This is a genomic window from Streptomyces racemochromogenes (assembly GCF_039535215.1).
Lineage (GTDB): Bacteria > Actinomycetota > Actinomycetes > Streptomycetales > Streptomycetaceae > Streptomyces > Streptomyces racemochromogenes.
In genome coordinates, this window is the sequence record NZ_BAAAWT010000001.1 from 4,941,633 (window position 1) to 4,966,707 (window position 25,075).

Annotated in this window: 19 protein-coding genes; 9 read left to right on the forward strand and 10 right to left on the reverse strand. The window is 73.3% G+C overall.

The window, feature by feature from the left end:
• Positions 1-654: 654 nt before the first annotated feature.
• Both ABD973_RS22765 and ABD973_RS22770 read left to right on the forward strand, forming a co-directional pair.
• Complete coding sequence (locus ABD973_RS22765; protein ID WP_125820959.1) at positions 655-1,383, forward strand: DUF998 domain-containing protein; 729 nt, start codon at positions 655-657, stop codon at positions 1,381-1,383.
• Complete coding sequence (locus tag ABD973_RS22770; protein ID WP_345501798.1) at positions 1,380-2,249, forward strand: alpha/beta fold hydrolase; 870 nt, start codon at positions 1,380-1,382, stop codon at positions 2,247-2,249. The genes ABD973_RS22765 and ABD973_RS22770 overlap by 4 nt, the downstream gene beginning before the upstream one ends.
• On the opposite strand, the gene ABD973_RS22775 is transcribed toward ABD973_RS22770, so the two are convergent.
• From ABD973_RS22775 to ABD973_RS22785, 3 genes are all read right to left on the reverse strand, one after another.
• A complete protein-coding gene (locus ABD973_RS22775) occupies positions 2,240-2,908 on the reverse strand; it encodes a DUF305 domain-containing protein (protein ID WP_125604830.1) in 669 nt (222 codons plus the stop codon). The genes ABD973_RS22770 and ABD973_RS22775 overlap by 10 nt on opposite strands.
• On the reverse strand, positions 2,905-3,555 hold the full coding sequence (locus ABD973_RS22780) for a thioredoxin-like domain-containing protein (protein ID WP_125604828.1): 651 nt from the start codon (positions 3,553-3,555) through the stop codon (positions 2,905-2,907). Before ABD973_RS22780 ends, ABD973_RS22775 begins: the two co-directional genes overlap by 4 nt.
• Before the next feature lie 70 nt (positions 3,556-3,625).
• Positions 3,626-4,000, reverse strand: coding sequence for a hypothetical protein (locus ABD973_RS22785; RefSeq protein WP_125820958.1), 375 nt, complete (start codon positions 3,998-4,000; stop codon positions 3,626-3,628).
• Between the two features lie 175 nt (positions 4,001-4,175).
• Between ABD973_RS22785 and ABD973_RS22790 the strand changes: the two genes are divergently transcribed.
• Complete coding sequence (locus tag ABD973_RS22790) at positions 4,176-5,537, forward strand: glutamine synthetase family protein (protein WP_007263785.1); 1,362 nt, start codon at positions 4,176-4,178, stop codon at positions 5,535-5,537.
• A gap of 64 nt (positions 5,538-5,601) precedes the next feature.
• On the opposite strand, the gene ABD973_RS22795 is transcribed toward ABD973_RS22790, so the two are convergent.
• The 3 genes from ABD973_RS22795 to ABD973_RS22805 all read right to left on the reverse strand — a co-directional run bounded on the left by ABD973_RS22795 (position 5,602) and on the right by ABD973_RS22805 (position 11,078).
• A complete protein-coding gene (locus ABD973_RS22795; RefSeq protein ID WP_125820957.1) occupies positions 5,602-6,282 on the reverse strand; it encodes a hypothetical protein in 681 nt (226 codons plus the stop codon).
• Between the two features lie 56 nt (positions 6,283-6,338).
• On the reverse strand, positions 6,339-8,417 hold the full coding sequence (locus tag ABD973_RS22800) for a PIG-L family deacetylase (protein ID WP_345501802.1): 2,079 nt from the start codon (positions 8,415-8,417) through the stop codon (positions 6,339-6,341).
• Positions 8,418-8,678: 261 nt separating this feature from the next.
• Positions 8,679-11,078, reverse strand: a complete 2,400-nt coding sequence (locus ABD973_RS22805) for a PIG-L family deacetylase (RefSeq protein ID WP_345501804.1) — start codon at positions 11,076-11,078, stop codon at positions 8,679-8,681.
• Between the two features lie 181 nt (positions 11,079-11,259).
• On the opposite strand from ABD973_RS22805, the gene ABD973_RS22810 reads away from it, so the two are divergent.
• Positions 11,260-14,247, forward strand: a complete 2,988-nt coding sequence (locus ABD973_RS22810) for a bifunctional [glutamine synthetase] adenylyltransferase/[glutamine synthetase]-adenylyl-L-tyrosine phosphorylase (protein WP_125820955.1) — start codon at positions 11,260-11,262, stop codon at positions 14,245-14,247.
• Between the two features lie 42 nt (positions 14,248-14,289).
• Here ABD973_RS22810 and ABD973_RS22815 read toward each other — a convergent pair whose 3' ends face one another.
• From ABD973_RS22815 to ABD973_RS22830, 4 genes are all read right to left on the reverse strand, one after another.
• Complete coding sequence (locus ABD973_RS22815) at positions 14,290-14,883, reverse strand: dihydrofolate reductase family protein (protein ID WP_345501806.1); 594 nt, start codon at positions 14,881-14,883, stop codon at positions 14,290-14,292.
• A 227-nt stretch (positions 14,884-15,110) separates the two neighbouring features.
• Complete coding sequence (locus tag ABD973_RS22820; RefSeq protein ID WP_345501808.1) at positions 15,111-15,998, reverse strand: phosphatase PAP2 family protein; 888 nt, start codon at positions 15,996-15,998, stop codon at positions 15,111-15,113.
• Between the two features lie 137 nt (positions 15,999-16,135).
• Entirely contained in the window at positions 16,136-17,167 is a 1,032-nt protein-coding gene (locus tag ABD973_RS22825; protein WP_125820952.1) for a LacI family DNA-binding transcriptional regulator, read from the reverse strand.
• Between the two features lie 26 nt (positions 17,168-17,193).
• Complete coding sequence (locus tag ABD973_RS22830) at positions 17,194-18,960, reverse strand: glycoside hydrolase family 13 protein (RefSeq protein ID WP_345501810.1); 1,767 nt, start codon at positions 18,958-18,960, stop codon at positions 17,194-17,196.
• A 222-nt stretch (positions 18,961-19,182) separates the two neighbouring features.
• On the opposite strand from ABD973_RS22830, the gene ABD973_RS22835 reads away from it, so the two are divergent.
• From ABD973_RS22835 to ABD973_RS22855, 5 genes are read left to right on the forward strand one after another with little or no spacing between them, the layout of a single operon-like run.
• Complete coding sequence (locus ABD973_RS22835; protein WP_125820951.1) at positions 19,183-20,454, forward strand: extracellular solute-binding protein; 1,272 nt, start codon at positions 19,183-19,185, stop codon at positions 20,452-20,454.
• Between the two features lie 8 nt (positions 20,455-20,462).
• Positions 20,463-21,494 carry a carbohydrate ABC transporter permease gene (locus ABD973_RS22840; RefSeq protein ID WP_125820950.1) on the forward strand — a complete coding sequence of 344 codons (1,032 nt, stop codon included), beginning with the start codon at positions 20,463-20,465 and terminating at the stop codon, positions 21,492-21,494.
• Positions 21,491-22,354 (forward strand): sugar ABC transporter permease, encoded by an 864-nt coding sequence (locus ABD973_RS22845; protein ID WP_125604048.1) that lies wholly within the window; start codon positions 21,491-21,493, stop codon positions 22,352-22,354. Before ABD973_RS22840 ends, ABD973_RS22845 begins: the two co-directional genes overlap by 4 nt.
• A 51-nt stretch (positions 22,355-22,405) precedes the next feature.
• Positions 22,406-23,998: a glycoside hydrolase family 13 protein gene (locus ABD973_RS22850; RefSeq protein WP_345501813.1), complete on the forward strand. Its 1,593-nt coding sequence runs from the start codon at positions 22,406-22,408 to the stop codon at positions 23,996-23,998.
• A complete protein-coding gene (locus tag ABD973_RS22855; protein WP_241253210.1) occupies positions 23,986-24,999 on the forward strand; it encodes a LacI family DNA-binding transcriptional regulator in 1,014 nt (337 codons plus the stop codon). Before ABD973_RS22850 ends, ABD973_RS22855 begins: the two co-directional genes overlap by 13 nt.
• Positions 25,000-25,075 lie beyond the last annotated feature (76 nt).

Genomic DNA, 25,075 nt, shown 5'->3' on the forward strand with positions numbered 1-25,075 from the left:
GGCCCCCTCCAAGCCGTTTCGGCCCCGGCCCCCGCACCGGCGAACGGTATCGGCCGATGTGCCGGAATCAGGACCTCCACCCAGGCCGGCCCCGGCCGCCCGGACCCCGGCGGGGCACCTCGGGCACGTCCCGGCGGTGGCCGGGCACCCCGGTCCGTCCGGCCGTGATCCGCCGGGCCCTCAGGGCCGTCCGGCCGGATTCGCCGGGACCCCAGGGATCCGGGCCCTCAGGGCCGTCCGGCCGGATTCGCCGGGCACCCCCGGGCCCGTCCGGCCGCGATCCGCCAGGCCCCCGGGAACGCGGCAGCGGGCGCGTCCGTCCCGGCCATGTGCCAGAGCCCGGGCCGTCCGGCCGTCCATCCGCCGGGCCACGGGCCGTCCGGCCGTGATCCGCCGGGCACCCGGGCCGTCCGGCCGTGATCCGCCCGGCGCCCCGGGAACGCGGCAGCCCGCGCGTCGGTGTCGGACGTGGGCGGGAGCCGCGGGTCGGGCGGTCGGGACCACGACCGCGGGGAACGCGGTGGCGGGTGCGCACGTTTCCAGCGTGGGGATTCGGCCGGATGGCCCAGGACGCGCATCCCGGCGATCCCCAGCGGCCGCGCCGCCCGGGGGTGCCGCACGCCGACGCCGGATCTGCTGAGGATCATTCACACCATGCGTACAGAACGCCCGAACCACCCGTACCGCCCCGAAGGAGCCCCACCCCCCACCACCTGGCCCGTCGCCCTCCTCGTCGGTCTCGGCGCGGCCGCCTACACCGCCTGGGTGCTCGAAGTCGTCCTCTCCACCGGCCTGAACCCCATCGAGACCTACGTCAGCGAGCTCGCCGCCCAGGACCAGCCCCTCGGCGGACTCTTCCGGGCCACCGACTTCACCGCCGGCCTGCTCGTCTTCCTCGGCGGGCTGCTCGCCCTGGCCCGCCTGGTCCGCCACCCCGGGTCCCGCGGCTTCTGGGCCGTCACGGGCTGGGCCGGGGTCACCCTCTTCGGCGCGGCCACCGCCGCAGACGCGTGGCTGCCGCTCAGCTGCCAGCCGACCGCCGACCCGGAGTGCGCCGCCCGCGAGACCGCCGGCCTCGTCCCGGCCACCCACCAGGCCCACGCCGTCAGCAGCAGCCTCGCCATGACCGGCGCCCTCATCGGGATAGTGGCCCTCACCGTCGCCGCCCGCCGCTACCGGCGGCACGCGCCCCTGGCCCGCTACGGTCCCGCCCTCGTCCTGCTGGAGTTCCTCGCCACCGCCTGGACCCTGACCGCCATCGCCCTGTTCACCGCCGGGCACGGCACCTGGGCGCTCGGGGCGGGGCAGCGGCTCCAGGTGCTGCTGGTCGCGCTCTGGCTGGGGCTGCTGGCCCGCTCCGTCCACAAGGAGGGCCGTACGTGAACACCCGCTTCGTCCGCGTGGACGGCGTCCCGCTGCACGTGGTCGTCGAGGGCGCGGGGCCCCCGGTGGTGCTGAGCGCCGGGCTCGCCATGGCCTGGTTCGACTGGGACCCCGTCGCGGCCCTGCTCGTGGCCCGGGGCCGCACCGTGATCCGCTTCGACCGCCCCGGGCACGGCCTCAGCGCCCCCGCCGACGCGCCGTCCGGCGCCGCCGCCGAGGCCCACCGGATCGCCGGGCTGCTGGACGCGCTGGGGCCGGGCACGCCGGGGCCGGGCACCGCCCCCGTCACCGTCGTCGGGCACTCCATCGCCGGGTTCCACGCCGAGGCCTTCGCCCGCCTGTACCCGGAGCGCACCGCCGCCCTGGTGCTGGTTGACTCCAGCGTGGAGGAGGCCCCCCGCGCGCTGCTCCCCGCCGCGCTGCGCACCGGCGCCGCACGCGCCCTCGGCCGGGCCGTCACCGCCGCCGGGCTGCCCGCCGCGCTGGGGCCCGCGCTGCGGGGCGCGGCCGTACGCGCCTCCCGGGCCGGCCGGGCCGCGGACCCGGCCGCGCGGGACCTCGTACGCCGCTGCTACCGCACGGGCCGGGTCTGGCGCGGGGCCCTCCTGGAGAACTCCCGCTACCCGGACACCGCCGCCGAGCTGCTCGCCCTGCGCGCGGAGCACCCGCTGAAGGCCCCCGCCACCGTCCTGGCCGGCCACGACGGGCCGCCCGGCGGCCCCGCCCCGCGCTGGCTCGGCCGCCAGGCGGCCCTGGCCGACGCGCTCGGCGCCCGCTTCGAGGTCGCCGCACCGGCCGGGCACCTGGTCATGCTCGACCGCCCGCACCAGGTGGCCCGGGCGGTCCTGCGGACGGCTCAGGCCTGACGCGGCGCGGCCCCCCGCTGGCGGAGCATGTCCTCCATCAGCTTCAGCTCCGACTGCTGCGCCTCGACCATGCCCTGCGCGAGCGCCTTCTCCGCCGGGGTGGCGCACTGGCGGGCACAGCCCTCGGCCATCGCGACGCCGCCCTTGTGGTGGTCGGTCATCAGCTGGAGGTACAGCACCTCGGCGTCCCGGCCGTTCGCCGCGCCGAGCCGCTCCAGCTCCTCCTTGGTGGCCATGCCCGGCATCAGAGCCCCGGGCTTGGCGGCGCCGTGCCCCGCGTGGCCGCCGTGCCCCTCGCCGGCCTGCATCCAGGACATCGGCGGCTCGTCGGCCACCACCTTCGGCAGCCCCCACAGGTCCAGCCAGCCCAGCAGCATCCCGCGCTGGTTGGCCTGCGTGTTCGCGATGTCGTACGCGAGCCCGCGCACCGGCTCGTCCTGGGTGCGGTCGCGGACGATGAAGGACATCTCCACCGCCTGCTGGTGGTGCACCGCCATGTCCCGGGCGAAGCCGGCGTCCGGCGAGTACAGGGCGGGCGCGGCCGGCGCGGCGCGCTCGCCGCGGCCGTCCGGGCCGTTCGCGGTGGCGACCGTGGCCCCCACCGCGAACAGCACGGCCAGCACGACCGCCGCGCCCGCCGCCCAGTACGTACGGGTCACTTCTCGCCCAGCCCGTTGGTGCAGGCCGCGCCCGGCTCGGGGGTCTGCGGGCCCTGCACGTACTTGGTGAAGAACTGCGCCACGCGGGGGTCGTCCGCCTTGTCCACCGTCAGCTGCTTGCCCCAGGCGCTGAGCATGATCGCCCCGGTCTGCTCCTTGACGGGGCTCAGCAGCGTGTAGGGGGTCTTGCCGACCTTCGCCGCGAGCTTGTCGACCTCGGCCTTGTCGGCCTTGTCGTTGTACGTCACCCAGACCGCGCCGTGCTCCAGCGAGTGCACGGCGTTCACCTCGGGGACCGCGTTCTTGTAGACGTCGCCGTTGCAGTTCATCCACCGCGGGTGGTGGTCACCGCCGACGGGCGGGTTCATCTCGTACTTGACCGGCGTCTCGACGTGGTTGCGGCCGAGCTTCTTCGCGTCCCAGGTCTGCTCGCCCGAGACGGGGGCCTTGCGGGCCGCCTCCTCGTCCTTCTCCTTCTGCTTCTGGTCCATCAGCACCCAGGCCCCGAAACCGACGAGTCCGGCGACGATCGCCGTGGAGATGCCGATCGCGAGGAACTTGTTGCGCCGCTCGCGCGACTGCTCGGCGCGGCGCATCTCGGCTATGCGCTGCTGGCGGGAGTTCTGCTGTGACGTCCTGCTGGCCATGTGCCCTTGATCCTTCTGCTGAGGGGGGTGTGGGGATGGTGCCGTGATGCCGTGCGGTGCGCCGGAGCGCTCAGGTCCGCAGCACTTGCAGGACGTGCAGGCCGGGGGCGCGCGCGAGGGTGCCGGGCGGCCGCACCGGCCCCTGGGCCGCGCCCGGGCGGGCGGCGGGTGCCGGGCCGCTCCCGGGCAGGGCCGCGGCGGGCGGCGGGGCGGGCAGCACGGCGGGGGTCACATGGGAGAGGGGGGAGCAGCCCGGAGGGTCGTACGGGGACACGCAGGTGGCGTGCGCTCCGTGTCCGGCGTGCACCCGTCCGGGTTCCGCCGCCGGCCGCACGCACAGGAAGGCCATGCCGGCCGCCACCCCGGCCGCGACCAGCAGCACGAGGACGGCACGCCGGAAGGGGCGCCCGTGGCGTCCGCTCCGCGTGTGCTCCCAGCCCCCCATGGGCGCTGATGGTAATGCTCATGACGGGCCCTGGGTCAGAGCGGGGGTGCCATCGGCCTTCGGGGGTGCGTAATGTGGCGGAAACCACCACTGGCGATACTGGACGGGCCCGGCTGCGCCCCCCGTCCCTTTGGGGTGGTGGTGCACAGATCGTCTGAACTGCGAGGATGAAGGCATGGACAAGCAGCAGGAATTCGTCCTCCGGACGCTCGAGGAGCGCGACATCCGCTTCGTGCGCCTGTGGTTCACCGATGTGCTGGGCTTCCTGAAGTCCGTCGCGGTCGCCCCCGCCGAGCTGGAGCAGGCCTTCGACGAGGGCATCGGCTTCGACGGCTCCGCGATCGAGGGCTTCGCCCGGGTCTACGAGTCCGACATGATCGCCAAGCCGGACCCGGGGACCTTCCAGATACTGCCGTGGCGCGCCGAGGCACCCGGGACGGCCCGGATGTTCTGCGACATCCTGATGCCGGACGGCTCCCCGTCCTTCGCGGACCCGCGCTACGTCCTCAAGCGCATCCTGGCCAAGACCTCCGACCTGGGCTTCACCTTCTACACCCACCCGGAGATCGAGTTCTTCCTGCTGAAGGACAAGCCCCTCGACGGCACCCGCCCCGTCCCCGCCGACAACTCCGGCTACTTCGACCACACTCCGCAGAACGTGGGCATGGACTTCCGCCGCCAGGCGATCACCATGCTCGAATCCATGGGCATCTCCGTGGAGTTCAGCCACCACGAGGGCGCCCCGGGCCAGCAGGAGATCGACCTCCGCTACGCCGACGCCCTCTCGACGGCCGACAACATCATGACGTTCCGCCTGGTCATGAAGCAGGTCGCCCTCGAACAGGGCGTCCAGGCCACCTTCATGCCGAAGCCCTTCTCCGAGTACCCGGGCTCCGGCATGCACACCCACCTGTCCCTCTTCGAGGGCGACCGCAACGCCTTCTACGAGTCGGGCGCCGAGTACCAGCTCTCGAAGGTCGGCCGCTCCTTCATCGCGGGCCTCCTGCGCCACGCCGCGGAGACGGCCGCGGTCACCAACCAGTGGGTCAACTCCTACAAGCGCATCTGGGGCGGCTCCTCCCGCACCGCCGGCTCCGGCGGCGAGGCCCCCTCGTACATCTGCTGGGGCCACAACAACCGCTCGGCCCTGATCCGCGTCCCGATGTACAAGCCGGGCAAGACCGGTTCCTCCCGGGTGGAGGTCCGCTCGATCGACTCGGGCGCCAACCCGTACCTCACGTACGCCGTCCTCCTGGCGGCGGGCCTCAAGGGCATCGAGGAGGGCTACGAACTCCCGGCGGGCGCCGACGACGACGTCTGGGCCCTCTCCGACGCCGAACGCCGCGCGATGGGCATCGAACCCCTCCCGCAGAACCTGGGCGAGGCCATCTCCCTGATGGAACGCAGCGAACTGGTCGCCGAGACCCTCGGCGAGCACGTCTTCGACTTCTTCCTGCGCAACAAGAAGCAGGAGTGGGAGGAGTACCGCTCGGAGGTCACCGCCTTCGAACTCCGCAAGAACCTCCCGGTGCTCTAGGGCGGCGGCCGCACCGTTCCTGTTCCTCCGGGCCCCGGGCGTCAACCCGGGGCCCGGAGGTGTTTCAGGGCTTGGCGCAGGTGAGGGTGACCTGGTCGCTGCGGGCCGACATGTTCCCCACGTGCAGGGTGACGAAGACGCTCGGTGAGACGCCGTTCACCGTCGGCGAGAGGGGGACGACCTTCAGGAGCGAGACGCTTTCGACGCCCGGGCCGAAGGTGGCCGTGCCCGAGGCGTAGGGCTCGCTGCTGGAGGCGTAGGTCCAGTAGTAGGGCACCTTGCCGTTGCCCGATCCGGTGATCTTGCCGTCGAACTCGGCCCTGCTCGGCTTGGTGCAGTCGACGACCGTGCCCGGCTTGGTGAGGGTGAACACCTCGACCTTCGTGACCTGTACCTTCCCCTGCTTACCCCCGTCGGGCTGCTGCCGGGGCGGGGTCAGGCAGCCGGTGCGTTTGCCCTTGGCGGTGACGGTGTACTGGCCGTAGCGGGCGCCCTGCCGGTCGAGGGTGCCCTCGGCGCCGACCCGGGTGCGCTGGCTGCCCTGCGGGCCCTTGATCGTGACGGACTGGTTCGGCTCGAACCCCTCCAGGACCAGGGTGTACGGGCCGCTCCCACCCTCTCCGGTGGCGACCAGCTCGCACGAGGCGGCCGGCAGCGGGGCCGCGGCCGCCGGGGACGCGAGGGCGGCGGCCGGGGAGAGGAGGAGCGGGACGGCGAGGAGCGTGAGGTTGCGGTGCCGGATCATCGTGCTGACCTCCGGAACGGGAAAGCCCCCGATGCTCCTCCCAGGATATCGGCGGGTCAGGCGGGCGGCGGGATGACCGCCGGGTGCCAGGTCGGGGCGGGGGCGGCGGGGCGGCCGGTGGTGGTGTGGAGCCGGGCGTCCAGGCCCAGGACCGCCGTCGTCGTGGTGCCGGACGGGTCGAGGACGGCCGAGGGGGCACCCGCGTACAGCATCCGGGACTCCGTCCAGGCGGGCGGCCCGCCCAGGGTGGTCGCCGCGACGGTGCCGGAGTCCGCGCGGCCCGTCACCGAGCGGCCCGCGACGCCGACCGCGCCGTAGCCGGCCCGGCCGCCGGACTCCGAGACGCTGGAGACCTGCGGGGCGCCCGGGCCCGCGGTGACGAGCGCGCTGCGCACCACCCCGGAGTCGGGCCGGCGGAAGTAGAGCCGGACGCCCGCGCCGTCCGGGGCCGCCGAGAGGGGGACCGTGGTGGCCGGGAGCCCCGTCGGGAACGGCCCGGTTAGCGGGGCGCCGGGGGCGGGCTGCGTCCAGGCCAGGGCGGACTTGGTGGTGGTGGCGTACACGTGGCGCCGGCCGGCGGAGTCGACGACGGCTATCGGGTCGCTCTGGAGGTCTTCGCCGCCCAGCTGCTGCCAGTCCGTGAAGGCCCCCGACGGCTGTTGCTCGCGGGCGCGCAGGGTGCGGCGGGTGTCGCGGAGGTAGACGGTGAGCCGGCCCCCAGCGTCGACGGCCGCGGCGGGGGCGCTGACGGCCGAGGTGCCCGGCTCGTCCCCCGGCTCGGGGGTGCCGAGTGACTGCCACGCCCCGAACGGGCCGTCGGGCGCGGTCTGGGCCGCGTACACCACCTCGCGCCGGTAGTCGGCCGGCCCGGGCCCGAGGGTGGTGCGGGTGGCGAGGACCGTGACGCGGCCGTCGGGGAGCCGGACGGCGGTGGCGCCGGGGTCGATGCCGGTGCCGGGGAGCAGGGCGGGCCCGGTCCAGGCCCCGGCCCGGTCGCGGTTCCAGACGCCCATCCGCCCGTCCAGCACGGCGAAGGCCCAGAGCCGGCCGGGGGTGCCCTCGGTGAGCCAGGAGGAGGTGTCGGCGCGGGCGTAGCGCAGCGACTGGGCCCAGTTGCGGCCGGTGGGGCTGCCCGCCACCTTGCGGTCGCCGCAGCCGGAGGGGGAGCCGCCGCAGTAGTCGGACCGGTCCTGCCAGGCGTACGTCTTCAGGAAGCCGGTCTTCGTCTCGGCGGTCTGCGGGTCGAGCGCGTGGGGGAGGCTGCCGTTGTGGTACCCGAGGTAGTTCTGGACCGAGAACCGCGGCCGGTCCGGGACCTGCTCGGCGTACAGGGCGGCGGCGGCCTGCGCGAAGCGTGCGCCGTACATGTGGTCCTGGTGGTCGGTGTACTTCCCGGTCTCCGCGTACCGGCCCGGCGTCGGGTCCTGCATCCGTATCGTCGTCGGCCGGTACCGCTCCAGGATCCCGGCTATCGAGCGGACCACCTGGTCCTTGGTGTACGAGAACTGCTGCTTGACCGGGGTGCCGGTGGTGAGCTGCGCCTCCAGCGCCGGTATCCGCCCGTTCCACAGCCCGCGCAGGCTGTCGGGGTTCTCCGCGGCCGGGTTGCGGGCCTCGCGCAGCTGGAACCAGACCAGGTTGACCTGTGGGCGGGCGACGAGGACGTCGAGCTCGGCCTGTCCGCCGCCGGCCGTGGGTATGACCGTGCGCTTCCACGCGCCGGTGCGGTCGCCGGTGGCCATCTCCGCGTAGGCGGACCGTATGCCGTTCTGCCGGGCCTCCGCGTACTGGGCGCGGTCGGCGGGCTGTTCCGGGTCCTTGGCCTCGCCGCCGCGGGCCTCGTTGCGGCCGTCGGCCTCGCCGGAGGTGAGGTAGGCGGTGGTGACGGGCATTCCGGCCAGCAGGGAGCGGCTGAGGTCGGGGTTCATGAAGAACAGGTCGTCGTCGGGGTGCGCGACGATCTGGACGACCGTGCCGGAGGTGGTGCTGGCGGGCAGGGCGGCGGCCGGGCCCTTCCCGTCGGCGGTCTCGGCCGAGGTCTGCTGGCCGTACGTGAGGGACAGGACACCGGAGGCGCCCACGGTCAGCATGGGCAGCACGGCCGCGAGGAGGAAGCGGCGGCGGGAAAGGGGCATGGTCACGGCCTCTTGAGGTCGCTTCGGGCAGGAAGAACCGCTGTGCAGTCAGTGAGAGGCCAAATCGGGGGAGTTGGTTCACCGATTTCGCCGATGACGCGCACTTTTCCGAAAACGACCGGATGTGATTGTGCCCTGCCGGCGTCCGTGCCCTGCCGAACCGCCCGGATCGTGGACGGGGTTGGTGCCGGCTACGGGGGCGGCGGCTGGACCGGAGGCCGGACCGAGGCCGGGCCGAGGCCGGGCCGACGCCCGGGCCGGCTACGGGGCCGGCGGATGCGCCGGTGACGGGGCCGTGTTGCGTGGGCCCACCGGCTGCCACGGCGCGAGGTACGCGTTCGAGTCGTCCGTCGAGGAGGTGACGTACAGCCGCGCGTCCAGGCCGACCACGGCCAGGCTGACCAGGTTCTTCCCCGTCATCGTGCTGGACGGGGCTCCCACGAACATCAGCGGCGAGCGCTGCCACGCCCCGCCCGGGCCGACGTCCGACCCCAGCTGCCCGCCCGCCGAGCGGCCCGCCAGCACGTGCCCGCTCGCCGTCACCGGCCCGTAGCCCTGGAGCCCGCCCAGGTCGGTGAGGGCGTCCGCCCTGAGCCCGCCGTCGGCCGTCACCAGCGCGGAGCGCACGTTGCCCGACCCCGGCTTGCGGAACAGCAGCCGCACGCCGCCCTCGCGCCCCTGCGCCGTCAGCGGGAGCGTGGTGTCCGGCAGTCCGGTGGGGGTGGCCGGGCCCAACGGGGCGCCGGGCTCCGGCTGCGCCCAGGCCGTCACCGTCTTCGTGGTGGCGGCGAAGACCATCCGCCGCCCGGCGCCGTCGGTGGCGGTGGCCGGGGTGCCGTGCAGGTCGGAGCCGCCGAGGGAGTCCCAGGGGCCCCACTCCCCGTCGGGGCGCTGGACGCGGCCGCGCAGGGTGGACGCGCCGTCGCGGACGTACACGGCGAGCGTCCCGGTGCCGTCGACCGAGACGGCGGGCGCGCTGATGTCGGAGGTCCAGGCGTCGTCGGCGCCCTCCGGGGTGCCGAGCGACTGCCAGGGGCCGAACTCGGCGGAGCCGGGGGCCTGCTGGACCGCGTACACGACCTCGCGGAGGTAGTCGGCGGGCTTGTCGCCGAAGGAGGTGCGGGTGCCGAAGGCCGCGATCCGGCCGTCCTGGAGGGTGACGGTGGATATGCCCTGGTCCATCCCGGTTCCGGGGAGCAGGTCGGGGCCGGTCCAGCTGCCGATCAGTCCGGTGCGGTGCCAGACGGCGACCTGGCCGTCGAGCACCTTGAAGGCCCACAGGCCGTGCTCGGCGTCGGAGGCGAGCCAGGAGGTGCTGGTGCCGCGGGCGTAGTTGATGGACTGCGTCCAGCGGTTGCCCGAGGGGTGGTCGGCGACCTTGAGGTCACCGCAGCCGGCCTCGCTGCCGCAGTGGTTCTCCTTGTCGAGCCAGGCGTAGGTGTCCAGGATGTCCAGCTTCTCCTTGGCCTCGCCGGGGTCGAGGGCGCTGGGGAGCGAGCCGTTGAAGTAGCCGATGTAGTTCTGCACGGCGAAGTGCGGGCGGTCCTTGACCTCCTGCGCGTAGGCGGCGGTGGCCGCCTGCGCGAACCGGGCGCCGTAGAAGTGGTCCTGGTGGTCGGTGTAGCGCTTGGTGTCCTGGAACCGGCCGGGGGTCGGGTCCTGGGCGCGGATGGTGGTGGGCCGGTAGCGCTCCAGGATGCCCTCGATGGTCCGGACGACCTGCTCCCTGGTGTACGTGAACCCGTGCCGGACCGGGGAGCCGGAGGCGAGCACCGACTCCAGGTGCGGGACGCGGCCGTCCCACAGGCCGTGGAGGCTGTCGGGGACGTCCGCGTAGACGTTGCCGGCCTCGCGGAGCTGGAGCCAGACGAGGTTGATCTCGGGCTTGGCGACGAGGACGTCCACCTCGGCCTGGCCGCCGCCCTTGGTCGGGATGACGGTGCGCTTCCAGGCGCTGCTGCGGTCGCCGGTGGCCATCTTGGCGTAGGCGGCGCGGATGCCGTTCTGGCGGGCCTCGGCGTAGGCGGGCTTGTCGGGCCGGGTGGAGGCCAGCTTGGCGGCGCCCGCGTTGATGCCGTCGGCTTCGCCGGAGGTGAGGTAGACGGAGGTGACGGGGTGGCCGGCGGCTATGGAGTACCGCAGGTCCGGGTTCATGAAGTACAGGTCGTCGTCGGGGTGGGCGACGATCTGCAGCACCCGGCCGGGGTCGGGGGCGTCCACGGCGGTGGCGGTGGTGGCCCTGGAATCGGCGGCGGTCGGCGCGTCGTAGGCGGCCAGGGCCTCGTTGCCCCGGATGACGAGCATGCCGCCGGCGGCGGTGGCGGCGACGAGGCCGACGGCCTTGACGATCTTCCGGGCGACCGGGTGCGGGGTGGCTGCGCCGCGGCTCCCGGGACCCCGGTCCGCGTCCCGCCCGGCTTCCGCCGCGCGGCCCGCGGCGGCGGGGGCGCCGGGGCCGGCTTCCGCCGCCGACCCGGCCGCGCCCGTCCCGGCGTCCCGCGGGGCGGGCACGCGGGCATGCGCCTCCGCGCCCGCGGCCCGGGGCGCCGGTACGCGGGGCGCAGTCTGCGGGGCCGCGGCCGGGGCGGGGGCGTCCTTCTCCTGGCCCCCCGCGAGGGGCTCGGCCGGGGTCGCGGCGGAGCCGGCGGGTCCGTCGGACATGGGGGCTCCTCGCGGCCGGTCGGGCGGGGACCGGGCCCCTCGGACATAGATCTAACAAGTAAGCAGATAATCCGATAATCCGCCTCATGATATCGGCCACGGCACCCGGTGAGTCGAACGCCTGCTCCGGCTAGGCTCGCCCTGGGCCAGACGCCAGCGACGCACCTCGGGAGGCGACGGGATGACAGTCCCGGGACGCAGGAGCAGCACCTTCATCAGGCTGTTGCGCAGCGGGTTCACCGACCCCACGCACGCCGCCCGGCTCCTCGACGCCGACGCGCTGGCCTCCGTACGCGCCGACCCGGTCCTCCTCGACGCCCTCGGCGCCACCGCCGACCCCGACCTCGCCCTGCACGGGCTGGTGCGCCTCGCCGAGGCCCAGACCCCCGAGGACCTGCCCCGGCTCCTCGACACCCTCGTCAGCGCCAAGCCCCTGCGCGACCGCCTCCTCGGCGTGCTCGGCGCCTCCGAGGCCCTCGCCGACCACCTCGCCCGCCACCCCCGCGACTGGCAGGCACTCGTCACCTACGAGGCCGCCGACCTGCACCCCGGCCTCGCCGAGTTCGAACAGGGCCTCGCCGACGCCCACGACCCCGTCGCCCTGCGCGTCGCCTACCGCCGCTGCCTGCTCTCCATCGCCGCCCGCGACGTCTGCGGCACCATCGACCTCTCCCAGACCGCCGCCGAACTCGCCGACCTCGCCACCGCCACCCTCCGCGCGGCCCTGCGCATGGCGACCGCCGCCGCCCCCGAGGACGCCGCCCGGTGCCGCCTCGCCGTCATCGCCATGGGCAAGTGCGGGGGCAACGAGCTCAACTACGTCTCCGACGTCGACGTGATCTTCGTCGGCGAGGCCGTCCCCGGCGCCGAGGAACACAAGGCGCTCCAGTCCGCCACCCGCCTCGCCTCCCACCTCATGCGGATCTGCTCCGAGACCACCGTCGAGGGCAGCATCTGGCCCGTCGACGCCAACCTCCGCCCCGAGGGCCGCAACGGCCCCCTCGTGCGCACCCTCTCCTCCCACCTCGCCTACTACCAGCGCTGGGCCAAGACCTGGGAGTTCCAGGCCCTGCTCAAGGCCCGCGCCGTCGCCGGCGACCCCGACCTCGGCGCCCAGTACGTCGCCGCCATAACCCCCCTCGTCTGGCAGGCCGCCGAACGCGAGAACTTCGTCGCCGACGTCCAGAAGATGCGCCGCCGCGTCGTCGACAACATCCCCGCCGCCCAGGTCGACCGGGAACTCAAGCTCGGCCCCGGCGGCCTGCGCGACGTCGAGTTCGCCGTCCAGCTGCTCCAGCTCGTCCACGGCCGCAGCGACGCCACCCTGCACTCCGGCACCACCCTCGACGCCCTGCACGCCCTCGCCGCCGGCGGCTACGTCGGCCGCGCCGACGCCGCCCAGCTGCACGACGCGTACCGCTTCCTGCGCGCCATGGAGCACCGCATCCAGCTCTACCGGCTGCGCCGCACCCACCTCGTCCCCGAGGACGAGGCCGACCTGCGCCGCCTCGGCCGCTCCCTGGGCCTGCGCACCGAACCCGTCGCCGAGCTGGGCAAGGCCTGGCGCAGGCACGCCTCCGTCGTGCGCCGCCTGCACGAGAAGCTCTTCTACCGGCCGCTGCTCGACGCCGTCGCCCAGCTCGCCCCCGGTGAGACCCGGCTCTCCCCGCGCGCCGCCGGCCAGCGGCTCGAAGCCCTCGGCTACGCCGACCCCGCCTCCGCCCTGCGCCACCTGGAGGCCCTCTCCTCCGGCGTCAGCCGCAAGGCCGCCATCCAGCGCACCCTGCTGCCGGTCCTCCTCGGCTGGTTCGCGGACTCCGCCGACCCGGACGCCGGACTCCTCGGCTTCCGCAAGGTCTCCGACGCCCTCGGCAAGACCCCCTGGTACCTGCGCCTGCTGCGCGACGAGGGCGCCGCCGCGGAGAACCTCGCCCGCGTGCTCTCCGCCGGACGCCTCGCCCCCGACCTGCTGATGCGCGCCCCCGAGGCCGTCGCCCTGCTCGGCGACCCCGAAGGCCTCCAGCCCCGTACGCACGAGGCCCTCGAACAGGAGGTGCTCTCCGCCGTCGGCCGTGCCGAGAGCGGCGAAGCGGCCGTCGCCGCCGCCCGCGGCGTCCGCCGCCGCGAGCTGTTCCGCACCGCCGCCGCCGACATCATCGCCTCCTACGGCACCGAGGACAGCCCCGCCGAGAAGGACTGCGGCGCCCTCGTCGACCGGGTCGGCGACGCCGTCTCCGACCTCACCGCCGCCACCATCGCCGGCGCCCTGCGCGCCGCCGTGCGCGACCAGTGGGGCGAGACCCTCCCCACCCGCTTCGCCGTCATCGGCGTCGGCCGCTTCGGCGGACACGAGCTGGGCTACGGCTCCGACGCCGACGTCCTCTTCGTCCACGAACCCCGCGAAGGCGTCGACGAACAGGAAGCGGCCAAGGCCGCCCAGACGGTCATCGCCGAAATGCGCAGGCTCCTCCAGCTCCCCACCGCCGACCCGCCGCTCCTCATCGACGCCGACCTGCGCCCCGAGGGCCGCTCAGGACCCCTCGTACGCACCCTCTCCTCGTACGCCGCCTACTACCGGCGCTGGTCGCTGACCTGGGAGAGCCAGGCTCTGCTGCGCGCCGAGCCCGTCGCCGGCGACATCGACCTCGGCAACCGCTTCATCGAACTGATCGACCCGCTGCGCTACCCCGCCGAAGGCCTCGGCGAGGACGCGGTCCGCGAGATCCGCCGCCTCAAGGCCCGCATGGAGTCCGAACGCCTGCCGCGCGGCGCCGACCCCACCCTGCACGCCAAACTCGGCCGCGGCGGGCTCAGCGACGTCGAATGGACCGTCCAGCTGCTCCAGATGCAGCACGCCTGGGCCGAGCCGGGCCTGCGCACCACCCGCACCCGCCAGGCCCTGGCCGCCGCCCACGCCGCCGGGCTGCTCCCGACGGAGGAGGCGCAGATCCTCGACGAGGCCTGGGTCCTCGCCACCCGCGTCCGCAACGCCGTCATGCTGGTCCGCGGCCGCGCCGGCGACACCTTCCCCTCGGACGCCCGCGAACTGGCCGCCGTCGGCCGCTACCTGGGCTACCCGGAGGGCAAGGTCGGCGAAATGCTGGACGACTACCGCCGCACCACCCGCCGCGCCCGAGCGGTCGTGGACGAACTCTTCTACGGGGCCTAGCTCCACGATGCGGGCCGCGGCCGTGCAGGCGGGCGGCTCGGGTCAGGCCGTCGGGCGGCGGTAGGTGGAGACGTGGACGCCGGTGGCGGTGGTGACCGTCGCGGCCAGGTCGAACGTGCGCAGCACGCCGTCGTCCGGGAAGAGCCGCTTGCCGCCGCCCAGGACCACCGGCATGATCATCAGCCGGAGTTCGTCGACCAGGTCCTCGCTCAGCAGGGTCCGCGCCAGCGAGGCGCTGCCCATGACCACCAGGTCGCGACCCTCGGCCTCGCGGAGCTTGTGGACCTGCGCGAGGGCCTCGCCGGCCGGGATGAGCGTGGTGTTGTTCCACGTCAGGTCCGACTCGCCGAGCGTGCCCGACACGACGTACTTGGCGACGCCGTTCATGTGGTCGGCGAAGGGGTCGCCCGCCCGCTCCGGCCACGCCGCCGCCATGGTCTGCCAGGTGCGGCGCCCGAACAGCAGGGCGTCCGTGGCGGCGGCCCACTCGGCCAGCGCGCCGCCCATGACCTCCGGGTCGAAGAAAGGGTGCGTCCAACCGCCGTGGGCGAAGCCCCCGTCGGTGTCCTCCTCCGGGCCGCCCGGTGCCTGGACGACGCCGTCCAGGCTGATGAATTCGCCCACCACGATGCGCATGGGAATGCCTCGCTTCCTGCTGTCCGTCGGGTTCGTTCACGACAGGGGAAAGCTATGCGGCGTTCAGTGAGACGGCAATCAGATCTTTGGGGGAGGCGGGTGTATGCGCTGGTCAAGCGGGGTTAATCGTTGCAGTGGATCTGAAGTGAACGCAAGGTCTGGCGGTCGTTCCATTGCAATGGGTGGAGGTGAACGCACGCCCGCCGCCGGCCCCGCCGCGACGGGCTTCAGGCCCTGCGGAAGCGGTTCAGCAGATCCGACGCCGGGTGCGGGCCGGTGGTCACCGGCCGGCGCGGCAGCCGGTGCGGCAGCGAGCCGTACCAGGCGCGGGACACGGTGTACCCGAAGGCCAGGCAGAGCACGCCGCCGACGGCGTCGAGCCAGAAGTGGTTGGCGGTGGCCACGATCACGACCAGGGTCGCCGCCGGGTACAGCAGCCCAAGGAGCCGCGCCCACGGCGCCGAGGCCACCGCGAAGATCGTCAGCCCGCACCAGAGGGACCACCCTATGTGCATGGAGGGCATCGCCGCGTACTGGTTCGACATGTGCTTGAGGTTGCCCGAGGCCATGGAACCCCAGGTGTGGTGCACCAGCACGGTGTCGACGAAGTGCCCCCCGTTCATCAGCCGGGGCGGCGCGAGCGGGTAGAAGTAGTAGCCGACCAGGGCGACGCCCGTGGTGGCGAAGAGGACGAGGCGGGTGGCGGCGTAACGCCCGGGATGGAAGCGGTAGATCCACACCAGCACGCCGATCGTCACGATGAAGTGCAGCGTCGCGTAGTAGTAGTTCATCCCGACGACCAGCCACGTCACCGAGTTCACGGCGTGGTTGACGGACTGCTCCACGGCGATGCCGAGCCCGCGCTCCACGGACCAGATCCAGTCGGCGTTCGCGAGCGCGGCCGCCTTCTGCTCGGGCACGGCGTTCCGGATCAGCGAGTACGTCCAGTAGCTGACGGCGATCAGCAGGACCTCGAACCAGATCCGCGGCCGCCGCGGAGCCCGCAACCGGGTCAGCAGCGCAGCGTCCGGCTCCGGACGGGTCCCGTGCTCCGTCACGGTGGGTGACGAGACGTCCGTCCGGGTTTCCAGTGTCTTCACGCTCGCTTCACCCATGGGCAGAGAGTCTGCCAGATGCGTTACCGCCTCCGATCATCCCTCGGGACGGTCTTCTCCGCCTCTTCTCACCCCGGGGGACTACCCCGCAACCCCTAGGGGGTACCGGGGTAGGTGCCAGGCAGTACCAAGGGGCTCTAAACGGTGCGCCGCTGCGCCGGCCCCGAGGCCGTCGAGCCCCGGACCACCAGCTCGGGCAGGAACACGAACTCGCTGTGCGGGGCCGGCGTACCGCCGATCTCCTCCAGCAGGGTCCGTACCGCCGCCTGCCCCATCGCCTGCACCGGCTGCCGGATGGTGGTCAGCGGCGGATCGGTGAACGCTATGAGCGGGGAGTCGTCGAAGCCGACCACCGACACGTCCTGCGGCACCCGCAGCCCCTGCTGCCGGGCGGCCCGGATCGCACCGAGCGCCATCATGTCGCTCGCGCACACCACCGCCGTGCAGCCCCGCCCCACGAGCGCGGCCGCCGCGGCCTGGCCGCCCTCCAGGGTGTACAGGGAGTGCTGGACCAGCTCCTCCACCTCGGCCTCGCCGAGCCCGAGCCGGTCCCGCATCGCGGCCCGGAAGCCCTCGATCTTGCGGAGCACCGGCACGAACCGCTTCGGGCCGACCGCCAGGCCGATCCGGGTGTGCCCCAGCGCCGTCAGGTGGGTCACGGCCAGCTGCATCGCGGCCCGGTCGTCGGGGGAGACGAAGGGGGCCCGCACCTTGTCGGAAAAACCGTTGATGAGGACGTACGGGACGCCCTGCGCCCGCAGCTGGTCGTAGCGGCCCATGTCGGCGGTGGTGTCGGCGTGCAGCCCCGAGACGAAGATGATCCCGGAAACCCCCCGGTCCACCAGCATCTCGGTCAGCTCGTCCTCGGTGGACCCGCCGGGCGTCTGCGTCGCCAGCACCGGCGTGTACCCCTGCCGCGTCAGCGCCTGCCCGATGACCTGCGCGAGCGCCGGGAAGATGGGGTTGTCCAGCTCGGGGGTTATCAGCCCGACGAGCCCGGCGCTGCGCTGCCGCAGCCGCACGGGCCGCTCGTAGCCGAGCACGTCGAGCGCGGCCAGCACGGACTCACGGGTGCCGGCGGCCACACCGGGCTTGCCGTTGAGCACCCGGCTGACTGTGGCTTCGCTGACCCCCGCCTGGGCTGCGATGTCGGCTAGCCGTGCGGTCACGGCACTGGACTGTACCGGTAGCCGGCTCACATCGCCCACCACGTGCAGGAATCGGGGGGAAGACGGACGGTGCGGCCGTCGGTCTCCACCGGTGCGCTGGAGAGCACCGGCCGGCCCGGAGAGGGCAGCTCCACGGCGGTGGACCTGGTGTTCAGGGTGCAGGCGAAGCCGGGGCGGGTGAAGAGGAGGACCCCGTCGGGCGCGGGCCGCCAGCGCATCCCCCGCGCGAACACCGCCGGTCCCGCCCCCGCCCCGGGCCACTCCTCGCGGCAGCCGCCCTGCCCCGACTCCGGCGCGCCCAGCCCCGGCATGGCCCGGCGCAGCTCCAGGGCGGCGCGGTACAGCTCCAGCGTCGAGTGCGGGTCGCCCGTCTGCGCGGCGACGCTCAGCCCCGCCCAGCCGGCGGGCTGCGGCAGCCAGCTGCCGCCGGGTCCGAAGCCGTACGGGGCCTCCTCGCCGGACCAGGGCAGCGGCACCCGGCACCCGTCCCGCAACCCGTCCTGCCCCTCGGCCTCCCCGGCCCCGGCCTCCGCCCCGCCCCCGCCGGTCCCCCCGCGGCCCCCCGCGGGGGAGCGGCGGAACGCCGGGTCCTGGCGGGCCGCGTCCGGGAGGTCGGTGACCTCGGGCAGGCCGAGCTCCTCGCCCTGGTAGACGTACGCCGACCCGGGCAGCGCCAGCATCAGCAGCGCCGCCGCCCGCGCCCGCGCCAGGCCCCGCGCCCCGCCCCCGTAGCGGGTGACGTGCCGCACGACGTCGTGGTTGGACAGCACCCAGGTCGTCGGGGCGCCCACCGATGCGGTCGCGGCCAGGGATTCGTCGATCACCGTCCGCATCGCCGCCGGGTCCCAGGGGCAGTTCAGGAACCGGAAGTTGAAGGCCTGGTGCAGCTCGTCGGGCCGCACGTACAGCGCCAGCCGCTCCGAGGACGGCGCCCACGCCTCGGCGACCCCGATCCGCCCGTCCCCGTACGAGTCGAGCAGCCGCCGCCAGGAGCGGTGGATGGCGTGCACCCCGTCCTGGTCGAAGAAGGGGAGCGGCTCGGTGCCGATCAGGGTGGCCTGCGCGCCCCGGCCGATGTCGGGCAGGCCCGGGGCCTTGACCATGCCGTGGGCCACGTCCACCCGGAAGCCGTCGACGCCGAGGTCGAGCCAGAAGCGCAGCACCGACTCGAACTCCGCGGCGACCTCCGGGTGCTCCCAGTCCAGGTCGGGCTGCTCGGGGGCGAAGAGGTGCAGGTACCAGTCGCCGTCCGGCACCCGGGTCCAGGCCGGGCCGCCGAAGACGGACTCCCAGTCGTTGGGCGGCAGCTCCCCGTCGGCGCCCCGCCCCGGGCGGAACAGGTACCGCTCGCGGGCGCCGGGCACGCCGGCGAGGGCGTCCCGGAACCAGGGGTGGGCCTGCGAGGTGTGGTTCGGCACCACGTCCACGATCACCCGCAGGCCGAGCGCGTGCGCGGCCCGGACCAGGGCGTCGGCGTCGGAGAGGTCCCCGAAGAGGGGGTCGACGGCCCGGTAGTCGGCGACGTCGTAGCCGCCGTCCGCCTGCGGGGACACGTAGAAGGGGGTCAGCCACACCGCGTCCACCCCGAGCCGGGCCAGGTGCGGCAGCCGCTCGCGCACCCCGCGAAGGTCGCCCACGCCGTCGCCGTCGCTGTCCGCGAAGGAGCGGACGTACACCTGGTAGATGACGGCATCGCGCCACCAGGCACCGCTCACGGCCGGGTCGCCGCAGGAACCGTTGGAAGCGTTGCTGGAAGCTCTTGCAAGCGGCACGGCCGTCAACTCGTGGTTCATACCGCAGTCAACGCGCGTACACACCCCGTGGTTGCGGGCCCGTGCAGTCGAAGGGGACTCGAACTAACAGCAAGCTGCGGCAACCGTAGGGACACACGGATGTAACGATCGCCTCCGCTTGCAGAAAATTGCCGCAAGGTCTTTCGGTCGGCTTTCAGGCTTGTTACGTTCCTGGCAACTCGGGACCGCGAGGGCGCGGCCGGGATCATCGAAGGAGTTCATATGCGGCGTGGCATAGCGGCCACCGCGCTGGTCGCGACCCTGGCGCTCGCGGCGACGGCTTGCGGCGGTGACACCAAGGACGACGGTGGGCAGAAGGCCGGCGGCGAGCTGTCCGGCACCGTCACCTGGTGGGACACCTCGAACGACGCCGAGAAGGCGAGCTTCCAGAAGATCGCGGAGGCGTTCACCGCGAAGCACCCGAAGGTGACCGTCAAGTACGTCAACGTGCCCTACGGCGACGCCCAGAACAAGGTCAAGAACGCCTTCAGCAGCGGCGCCGACGCCCCCGACGTGATCCGCGCCGACGTCGGCTGGGTCGCCGACTTCGCCTCGCTCGGCTACCTCGACGAGGTCCCCGCCGACACCGCGAAGAAGATCGACACCGAGTTCCTCCCGCAGGCCGCGGCCAGCGGCAGGTTCGAGGGCAAGACCTACGCCGTCCCGCAGGTCATCGACACCCTCGGCCTCTTCTACAACAAGAAGATGCTCGCCGACGCCGGCGTCCAGCCCCCCAAGACCCTTGAGGAGCTGAAGGCCGCCGCCACCGCCATCAAGGCCAAGACCGGCAAGACCGGCCTCTACCTGCGCGGCGACGACTCCTACTGGTTCCTGCCCTTCATCTACGGCGAGGGCGGCGACCTCGTCGACGCCAAGACCAAGACGGTCACCGTCGACAACGCGGCCGGCGTCAAGGGCTTCAAGGCCGCCCGCGACCTGGTCACCTCCGGCGCGGCGGTCACCAACGCCACCGACGGCTGGACCAACATGCAGACCGCCTTCAAGTCCGGGGAGGTCGCGATGATGATCAACGGCCCCTGGGCCGTCGCGGACAGCTACGCGGGCGACCAGTTCAAGGACAAGTCCAACCTCGGCGTCGCCCCCGTCCCGGCCGGCTCCGCCAAGGCCGGCGCCCCGCAGGGCGGCCACGACCTCGCCGTCTACGCCGGCTCCAAGAACACCGCCGCCGCACACGCCTTCGTCGAGTACATGACCTCCCAGGAGGTCCAGGTCCAGTCCGCCAAGGACCTGAGCCTGCTGCCCACGCGCACCGCCGCCTACGAGCAGCCGGACGTCAAGAGCAGCGAGATGGTCCAGTTCTTCAAGCCGGCCGTCGACAAGGCCGTCGAGCGCGCCTGGATCCCGGAGAACGGCTCCCTCTTCGAGCCGCTGAAGGTCGAGTACACCAAGGCCGTCACCGGCGCCTCGACCCCCGAGGACGCGGCCAAGGCGGCCGGCACCGAGTTCCGCAAGATCCTCAAGGGCTGGAAGTAGTACGGACGATGGCTGCTGACACCAGCCGGTCGGTGGCGAAGGCCGCGGACGGCGAGACGACCCTCGCCGCCCGCGGCCCCAGCCGCACGACTGCCAAGAACGCCGGAAGCCCGCGCGGCGGCCTCCGCCGCGCCCTCGCCACGCACTGGTACGCCTGGACCATGGCCGCCCCGGTCGTCCTCGTCCTCGGCGTGATCGTGGGCTGGCCGCTCGTCCGCGGCATCTACCTGTCGCTGACGAACGCCAACGAGCGCAACGTCGCCCGCACCATCGGCGTGCGCCACATCGACGCCACGTACGAGTTCGTCGGGCTCGACAACTACACGGAGGTCCTCGGCGACCCCGTCTTCTGGCAGCGGCTGGTGTGGACGGTGGTGTGGACCGTCGCCTGCGTCTCCCTCACCTTCGTCCTCGGCCTCACCCTGGCCACCATGCTCAACCGGCAGTTCCGGGGCCGCGCCGCCTACCGGATGGCGCTCATCCTGCCCTGGGCCGTGCCCGGCTTCGTCTCCGTCTTCGCCTGGCGGTTCCTCTTCAACCGCGACAACGGCATCCTCAACAAGGTCCTCGACGGCGGCGGCATCTCCGCCATCCCGTGGCTCGACGACCCCACCTGGGCCAAGCTCTCCGTCATCGCCGTCAACGTCTGGCTCGGCATCCCCTTCATGATGGTCGCCCTCCTCGGCGGCCTCCAGTCCATCCCCGGCGAGCTGTACGAAGCCGCCGAGATGGACGGCGCCGGCCCCTGGCAGCGCTTCCGGCACATCACCCTGCCCGGACTGCGGGCCGTGAGCATGACGGTGATCCTGCTCTCCACCATCTGGACCTTCAACATGTTCCCGGTGATCTTCCTGCTGACGCGGGGCGGCCCCGGCGACTCCACCGAGATCCTGGTGACCCAGGCCTTCCGCGAGGCCTTCATCGCCAGCCCGCGCGACTTCGCCGGCTCCGCGACCTGGGGCGTGCTGATCCTCGGCCTGCTCATGATCTTCGCGCTGGTCTACCGGCGCTCGCTGCGCAAGCAGGGAGAGGTGTGGTGACCGTGACCACCAACGAGACGCAGGCGGCGCGCCCGCGCGGCAGCCGCTCCCCGCTCGCCTCCTTCGCACTGCACGCCACGCTCGTCGTCGCGTCCGTCATCGCCGTCTTCCCCGTGCTGTGGATCCTGCTGACCTCGCTCAAGCCGGCCAAGTACGCCATCACCACGGACTTCGTGAAGGAACCCACCCTCTCGAACTACTCCCACCTGCTGGAGGACAGCCACTTCCTCAGCTGGTTCTGGAACTCCGTGCTCGTCGCCGGCGTCACCACCGTGCTCGGCGTGTTCATCGCCGCCACCACCGGATACGCCGTCAGCCGCTTCAAGTTCCCGGGCATGAAGCCGCTGATGTGGACCCTGCTCATCACGCAGATGTTCCCGATGGCCATCCTCATCGTCCCGCTCTACAACCTGATGGGAGACCTCGGGCTGCTCAACCAGCCGCTCGGGCTGATCATCACGTACCTCACCATCGCCGTGCCGTTCTGCGCCTGGATGATGAAGGGCTTCTTCGACACCATCCCGGTCGAGATCGACGAATCCGGCCGCGTCGACGGACTCAACCCCTTCGGCACCTTCTGGCGCCTGATCCTGCCGCTCGCCAAGCCCGGCCTCGCCGTGACCGGCTTCTACGCCTTCATCACCGCCTGGGGCGAAGTCGCGTACGCCTCCGCCTTCATGGTCGGCGAGGAGAACCTCACCCTCGCGGGCGGCCTGCAGACCTTCGTCACGCAGTACACCTCCAACTGGGGCGCCATGAGCGCGGCATCCGTCCTCATCGCGATCCCGGCGGCCGTCTTCTTCCTCTTCGCCCAGCGTCACCTCGTCGCCGGTATGACGGCGGGCGCCACCAAGGGCTGACCACCCGGCGTCCGTTCCCGCGTTCCACCGGCCCGATCTCTCAAGGACACCATGACCCAGCACCTCGCCGACGCACTCCCCACCCCGACCGGGACCCAGCCCGGCTGGTGGAGAGACGCGGTGATCTACCAGGTCTATCCGCGCAGCTTCGCCGACTCCAACGGGGACGGCATGGGGGACCTCGAAGGCATCCGCAGCCGGCTGCCCTACCTGCGCGACCTGGGTGTCGACGCCGTGTGGCTCAGCCCCTTCTACGCCTCCCCGCAGGCCGACGCCGGCTACGACGTCGCCGACTACCGGGCCATCGACCCCATGTTCGGCACCCTCCACGACGCCGACGCCGTGATCCGCGAAGCGCACGCCCTGGGCCTGCGGATCATCGTCGACCTCGTCCCCAACCACTGCTCCGACCAGCACGAATGGTTCAAGCAGGCACTCCGGGAGGGCCCCGGGACCCCGCTGCGCGAACGCTTCCACTTCCGCCCGGGGAAGGGCGAGTCGGGCGAGCGGCCGCCGAACGACTGGGAGTCCATCTTCGGCGGCCCCGCCTGGACCCGCGTCGAGGACGGGGAGTGGTACCTCCACCTCTTCGCGCCGGAACAGCCCGACTTCAACTGGGAACACCCCGCCGTACAGGACGAGTTCCGGTCCGTGCTGCGGTTCTGGCTCGACCTGGGGGTGGACGGCTTCCGGATCGACGTCGCGCACGGGCTGGTGAAGGCCGCCGGACTGCCCGACCTGGGGCGCGACGAGCAGCTCAAGCTGCTGGGGAACCAGGTACTGCCCTTCTTCGACCAGGACGGCGTCCACGAGATCTACCGGAAGTGGCGCACCGTCCTCGACGAGTACGCCGGCGACCGCATCGGCGTCGCCGAGGCCTGGGCCCCCAACGTCGAACGCACCGCCCTCTACGTACGCCACGACGAGCTGCACCAGGCGTTCAACTTCCACTACCTGACCACCGGCTGGGACGCGGCCGCCCTGCGCGCCACCATCGACGCGTCGCTCGACGCCATGCGGCCCGTGGGCGCCCCGACGACCTGGGTGCTGTCCAACCACGACGTGGTCCGCCACCGGACCCGCTTCGGCAGCCTGGACCGGGCGCGCGCCGCCGCGCTGCTGATGCTGGCCCTGCCCGGCTCCGCGTACGTCTACCAGGGCGAGGAGCTCGGACTGCCCGAGGTCACCGACCTCCCGGACGAGGTGCGCCAGGACCCCTCCTTCTTCAAGGCCAACGGGCAGGACGGGCTGCGCGACGGTTGCCGCGTCCCGCTCCCGTGGTCCGGCGACGCCGCCCCGTACGGCTTCGGGACCGGCGGCAGCTGGCTCCCGCAGCCGGAGGAATGGGCGGGGCTGAGCGTCGAGGCGCAGACCGGGGACCCGGGGTCCACGCTGGAGCTGTACCGCACCGCCCTGCGCATCCGGCGCGAGCACGCCGACCTGGGCGCCGGGGACGCCGTGGAGTGGCTGGACGCCCCCGAAGGGGTCCTGATGTTCCGCCGGGGCGGCTTCGTGTGCGCGGCCAACACGACGGGCGAGGCGGTGCGGATACCCGGGATGACGGGTGCGGTGCTGCTGGCGAGCGGCGAACTGCCGGAGGCGGACGTCCTCCCCGGTGACACGGCGGTGTGGTGGCAGGGGTGAGCTCCCCGCTGCGGCTGACGGACATCGCCTCGCAGGCCCAGGTCAGCGAGGCGACGGTCAGCCGCGTCCTCAACGGCAAGGCGGGCGTGGCGGCCGGCACCCGGCACCGGGTGCTGGCCGCCATGGACCTGCTCGGCTACGAGCGGCCGGTGCGGCTGAAGCGGCGCAGCAACGGTCTGGTCGGGCTGCTGATCCCCGAACTGACCAACCCCATCTTTCCCGCGTTCGCGCAGGTCATCGAGCAGGCCCTGGCCGGGCAGGGGTACACGCCGGTGCTGTGCACCCAGACCCCGGGCGGCGCGACCGAGGACGAACTGGTCGAACAGCTGGAGGAGCGGGGGGTCACCGGCATCGTCTTCCTGTCCGGGCTGCACGCGGACTCGTCGGCCGACCCGGCGCGCTACCAGCGGCTCTCGTCGCGCGGGCTGCCGTTCGTACTGATCAACGGCTTCAACGAGGCCATCAGCGCCCCCTTCGTCTCCCCGGACGACCGGGCGGCGGCGGAGATGGCCGTACGGCACCTGGAGGAGCTCGGACACCGGCGCATCGGGCTCGCCATCGGGCCGACCCGGTACGTCCCCTCGGCGCGCAAGGAGCAGGGGTTCCTGGCCGTACGGCCGGGGGCGGCGGAGGAAGGGCTGGTCCAGCGCACCCTGTTCACCGTCGAGGGCGGCCACGCGGCGGGCGGCGCCCTCCTGGACCGGGGCTGCACGGGCGTGGTCTGCGCCAGCGACATGATGGCCCTCGGCGTCATCCGCGCCGCCCGGGAGCGGGGGCTGCGCGTCCCCGAGGACGTCTCGGTGGTCGGCTTCGACGACTCCCCGCTCATCGCCTTCACGGACCCCCCGCTGACGACGGTCCGCCAGCCGGTCCGCGCGATGGCCACGGCGGCGGTCGGCGCCCTCCTGGAAGCGGTGGCCGGCACCCCGGTCCAGCGCACGGAGTACGTCTTCCAGCCGGAGCTGGTGGTACGGGGGTCGACGGGGATGGTGCGGGGGTAGGGGGCGTACGCCGCTTGCGGCTCGGGCGGGTGGGGGCGGGGGTTGCCCACCCGCCTCCCTGTCTGCTGGTCCGGGG

Excerpts from the sequence above, each read along its gene's own strand:
- ABD973_RS22765 (WP_125820959.1), top strand. The coding sequence starts at position 655 with ATGCGTACAGAACGCCCGAACCACCCGTACCGCCCCGAAGGAGCCCCA.
- ABD973_RS22780 (WP_125604828.1), bottom strand. The coding sequence starts at position 3,555 with ATGGCCAGCAGGACGTCACAGCAGAACTCCCGCCAGCAGCGCATAGCC.
- ABD973_RS22785 (WP_125820958.1), bottom strand. The coding sequence starts at position 4,000 with ATGGGGGGCTGGGAGCACACGCGGAGCGGACGCCACGGGCGCCCCTTC.
- ABD973_RS22790 (WP_007263785.1), top strand. The coding sequence starts at position 4,176 with ATGGACAAGCAGCAGGAATTCGTCCTCCGGACGCTCGAGGAGCGCGAC.
- ABD973_RS22795 (WP_125820957.1), bottom strand. The coding sequence starts at position 6,282 with ATGATCCGGCACCGCAACCTCACGCTCCTCGCCGTCCCGCTCCTCCTC.
- ABD973_RS22800 (WP_345501802.1), bottom strand. The coding sequence starts at position 8,417 with ATGCCCCTTTCCCGCCGCCGCTTCCTCCTCGCGGCCGTGCTGCCCATG.
- ABD973_RS22805 (WP_345501804.1), bottom strand. The coding sequence starts at position 11,078 with ATGTCCGACGGACCCGCCGGCTCCGCCGCGACCCCGGCCGAGCCCCTC.
- ABD973_RS22810 (WP_125820955.1), top strand. The coding sequence starts at position 11,260 with ATGACAGTCCCGGGACGCAGGAGCAGCACCTTCATCAGGCTGTTGCGC.
- ABD973_RS22815 (WP_345501806.1), bottom strand. The coding sequence starts at position 14,883 with ATGCGCATCGTGGTGGGCGAATTCATCAGCCTGGACGGCGTCGTCCAG.
- ABD973_RS22820 (WP_345501808.1), bottom strand. The coding sequence starts at position 15,998 with ATGGGTGAAGCGAGCGTGAAGACACTGGAAACCCGGACGGACGTCTCG.
- ABD973_RS22830 (WP_345501810.1), bottom strand. The coding sequence starts at position 18,960 with ATGAACCACGAGTTGACGGCCGTGCCGCTTGCAAGAGCTTCCAGCAAC.
- ABD973_RS22835 (WP_125820951.1), top strand. The coding sequence starts at position 19,183 with ATGCGGCGTGGCATAGCGGCCACCGCGCTGGTCGCGACCCTGGCGCTC.
- ABD973_RS22840 (WP_125820950.1), top strand. The coding sequence starts at position 20,463 with ATGGCTGCTGACACCAGCCGGTCGGTGGCGAAGGCCGCGGACGGCGAG.
- ABD973_RS22850 (WP_345501813.1), top strand. The coding sequence starts at position 22,406 with ATGACCCAGCACCTCGCCGACGCACTCCCCACCCCGACCGGGACCCAG.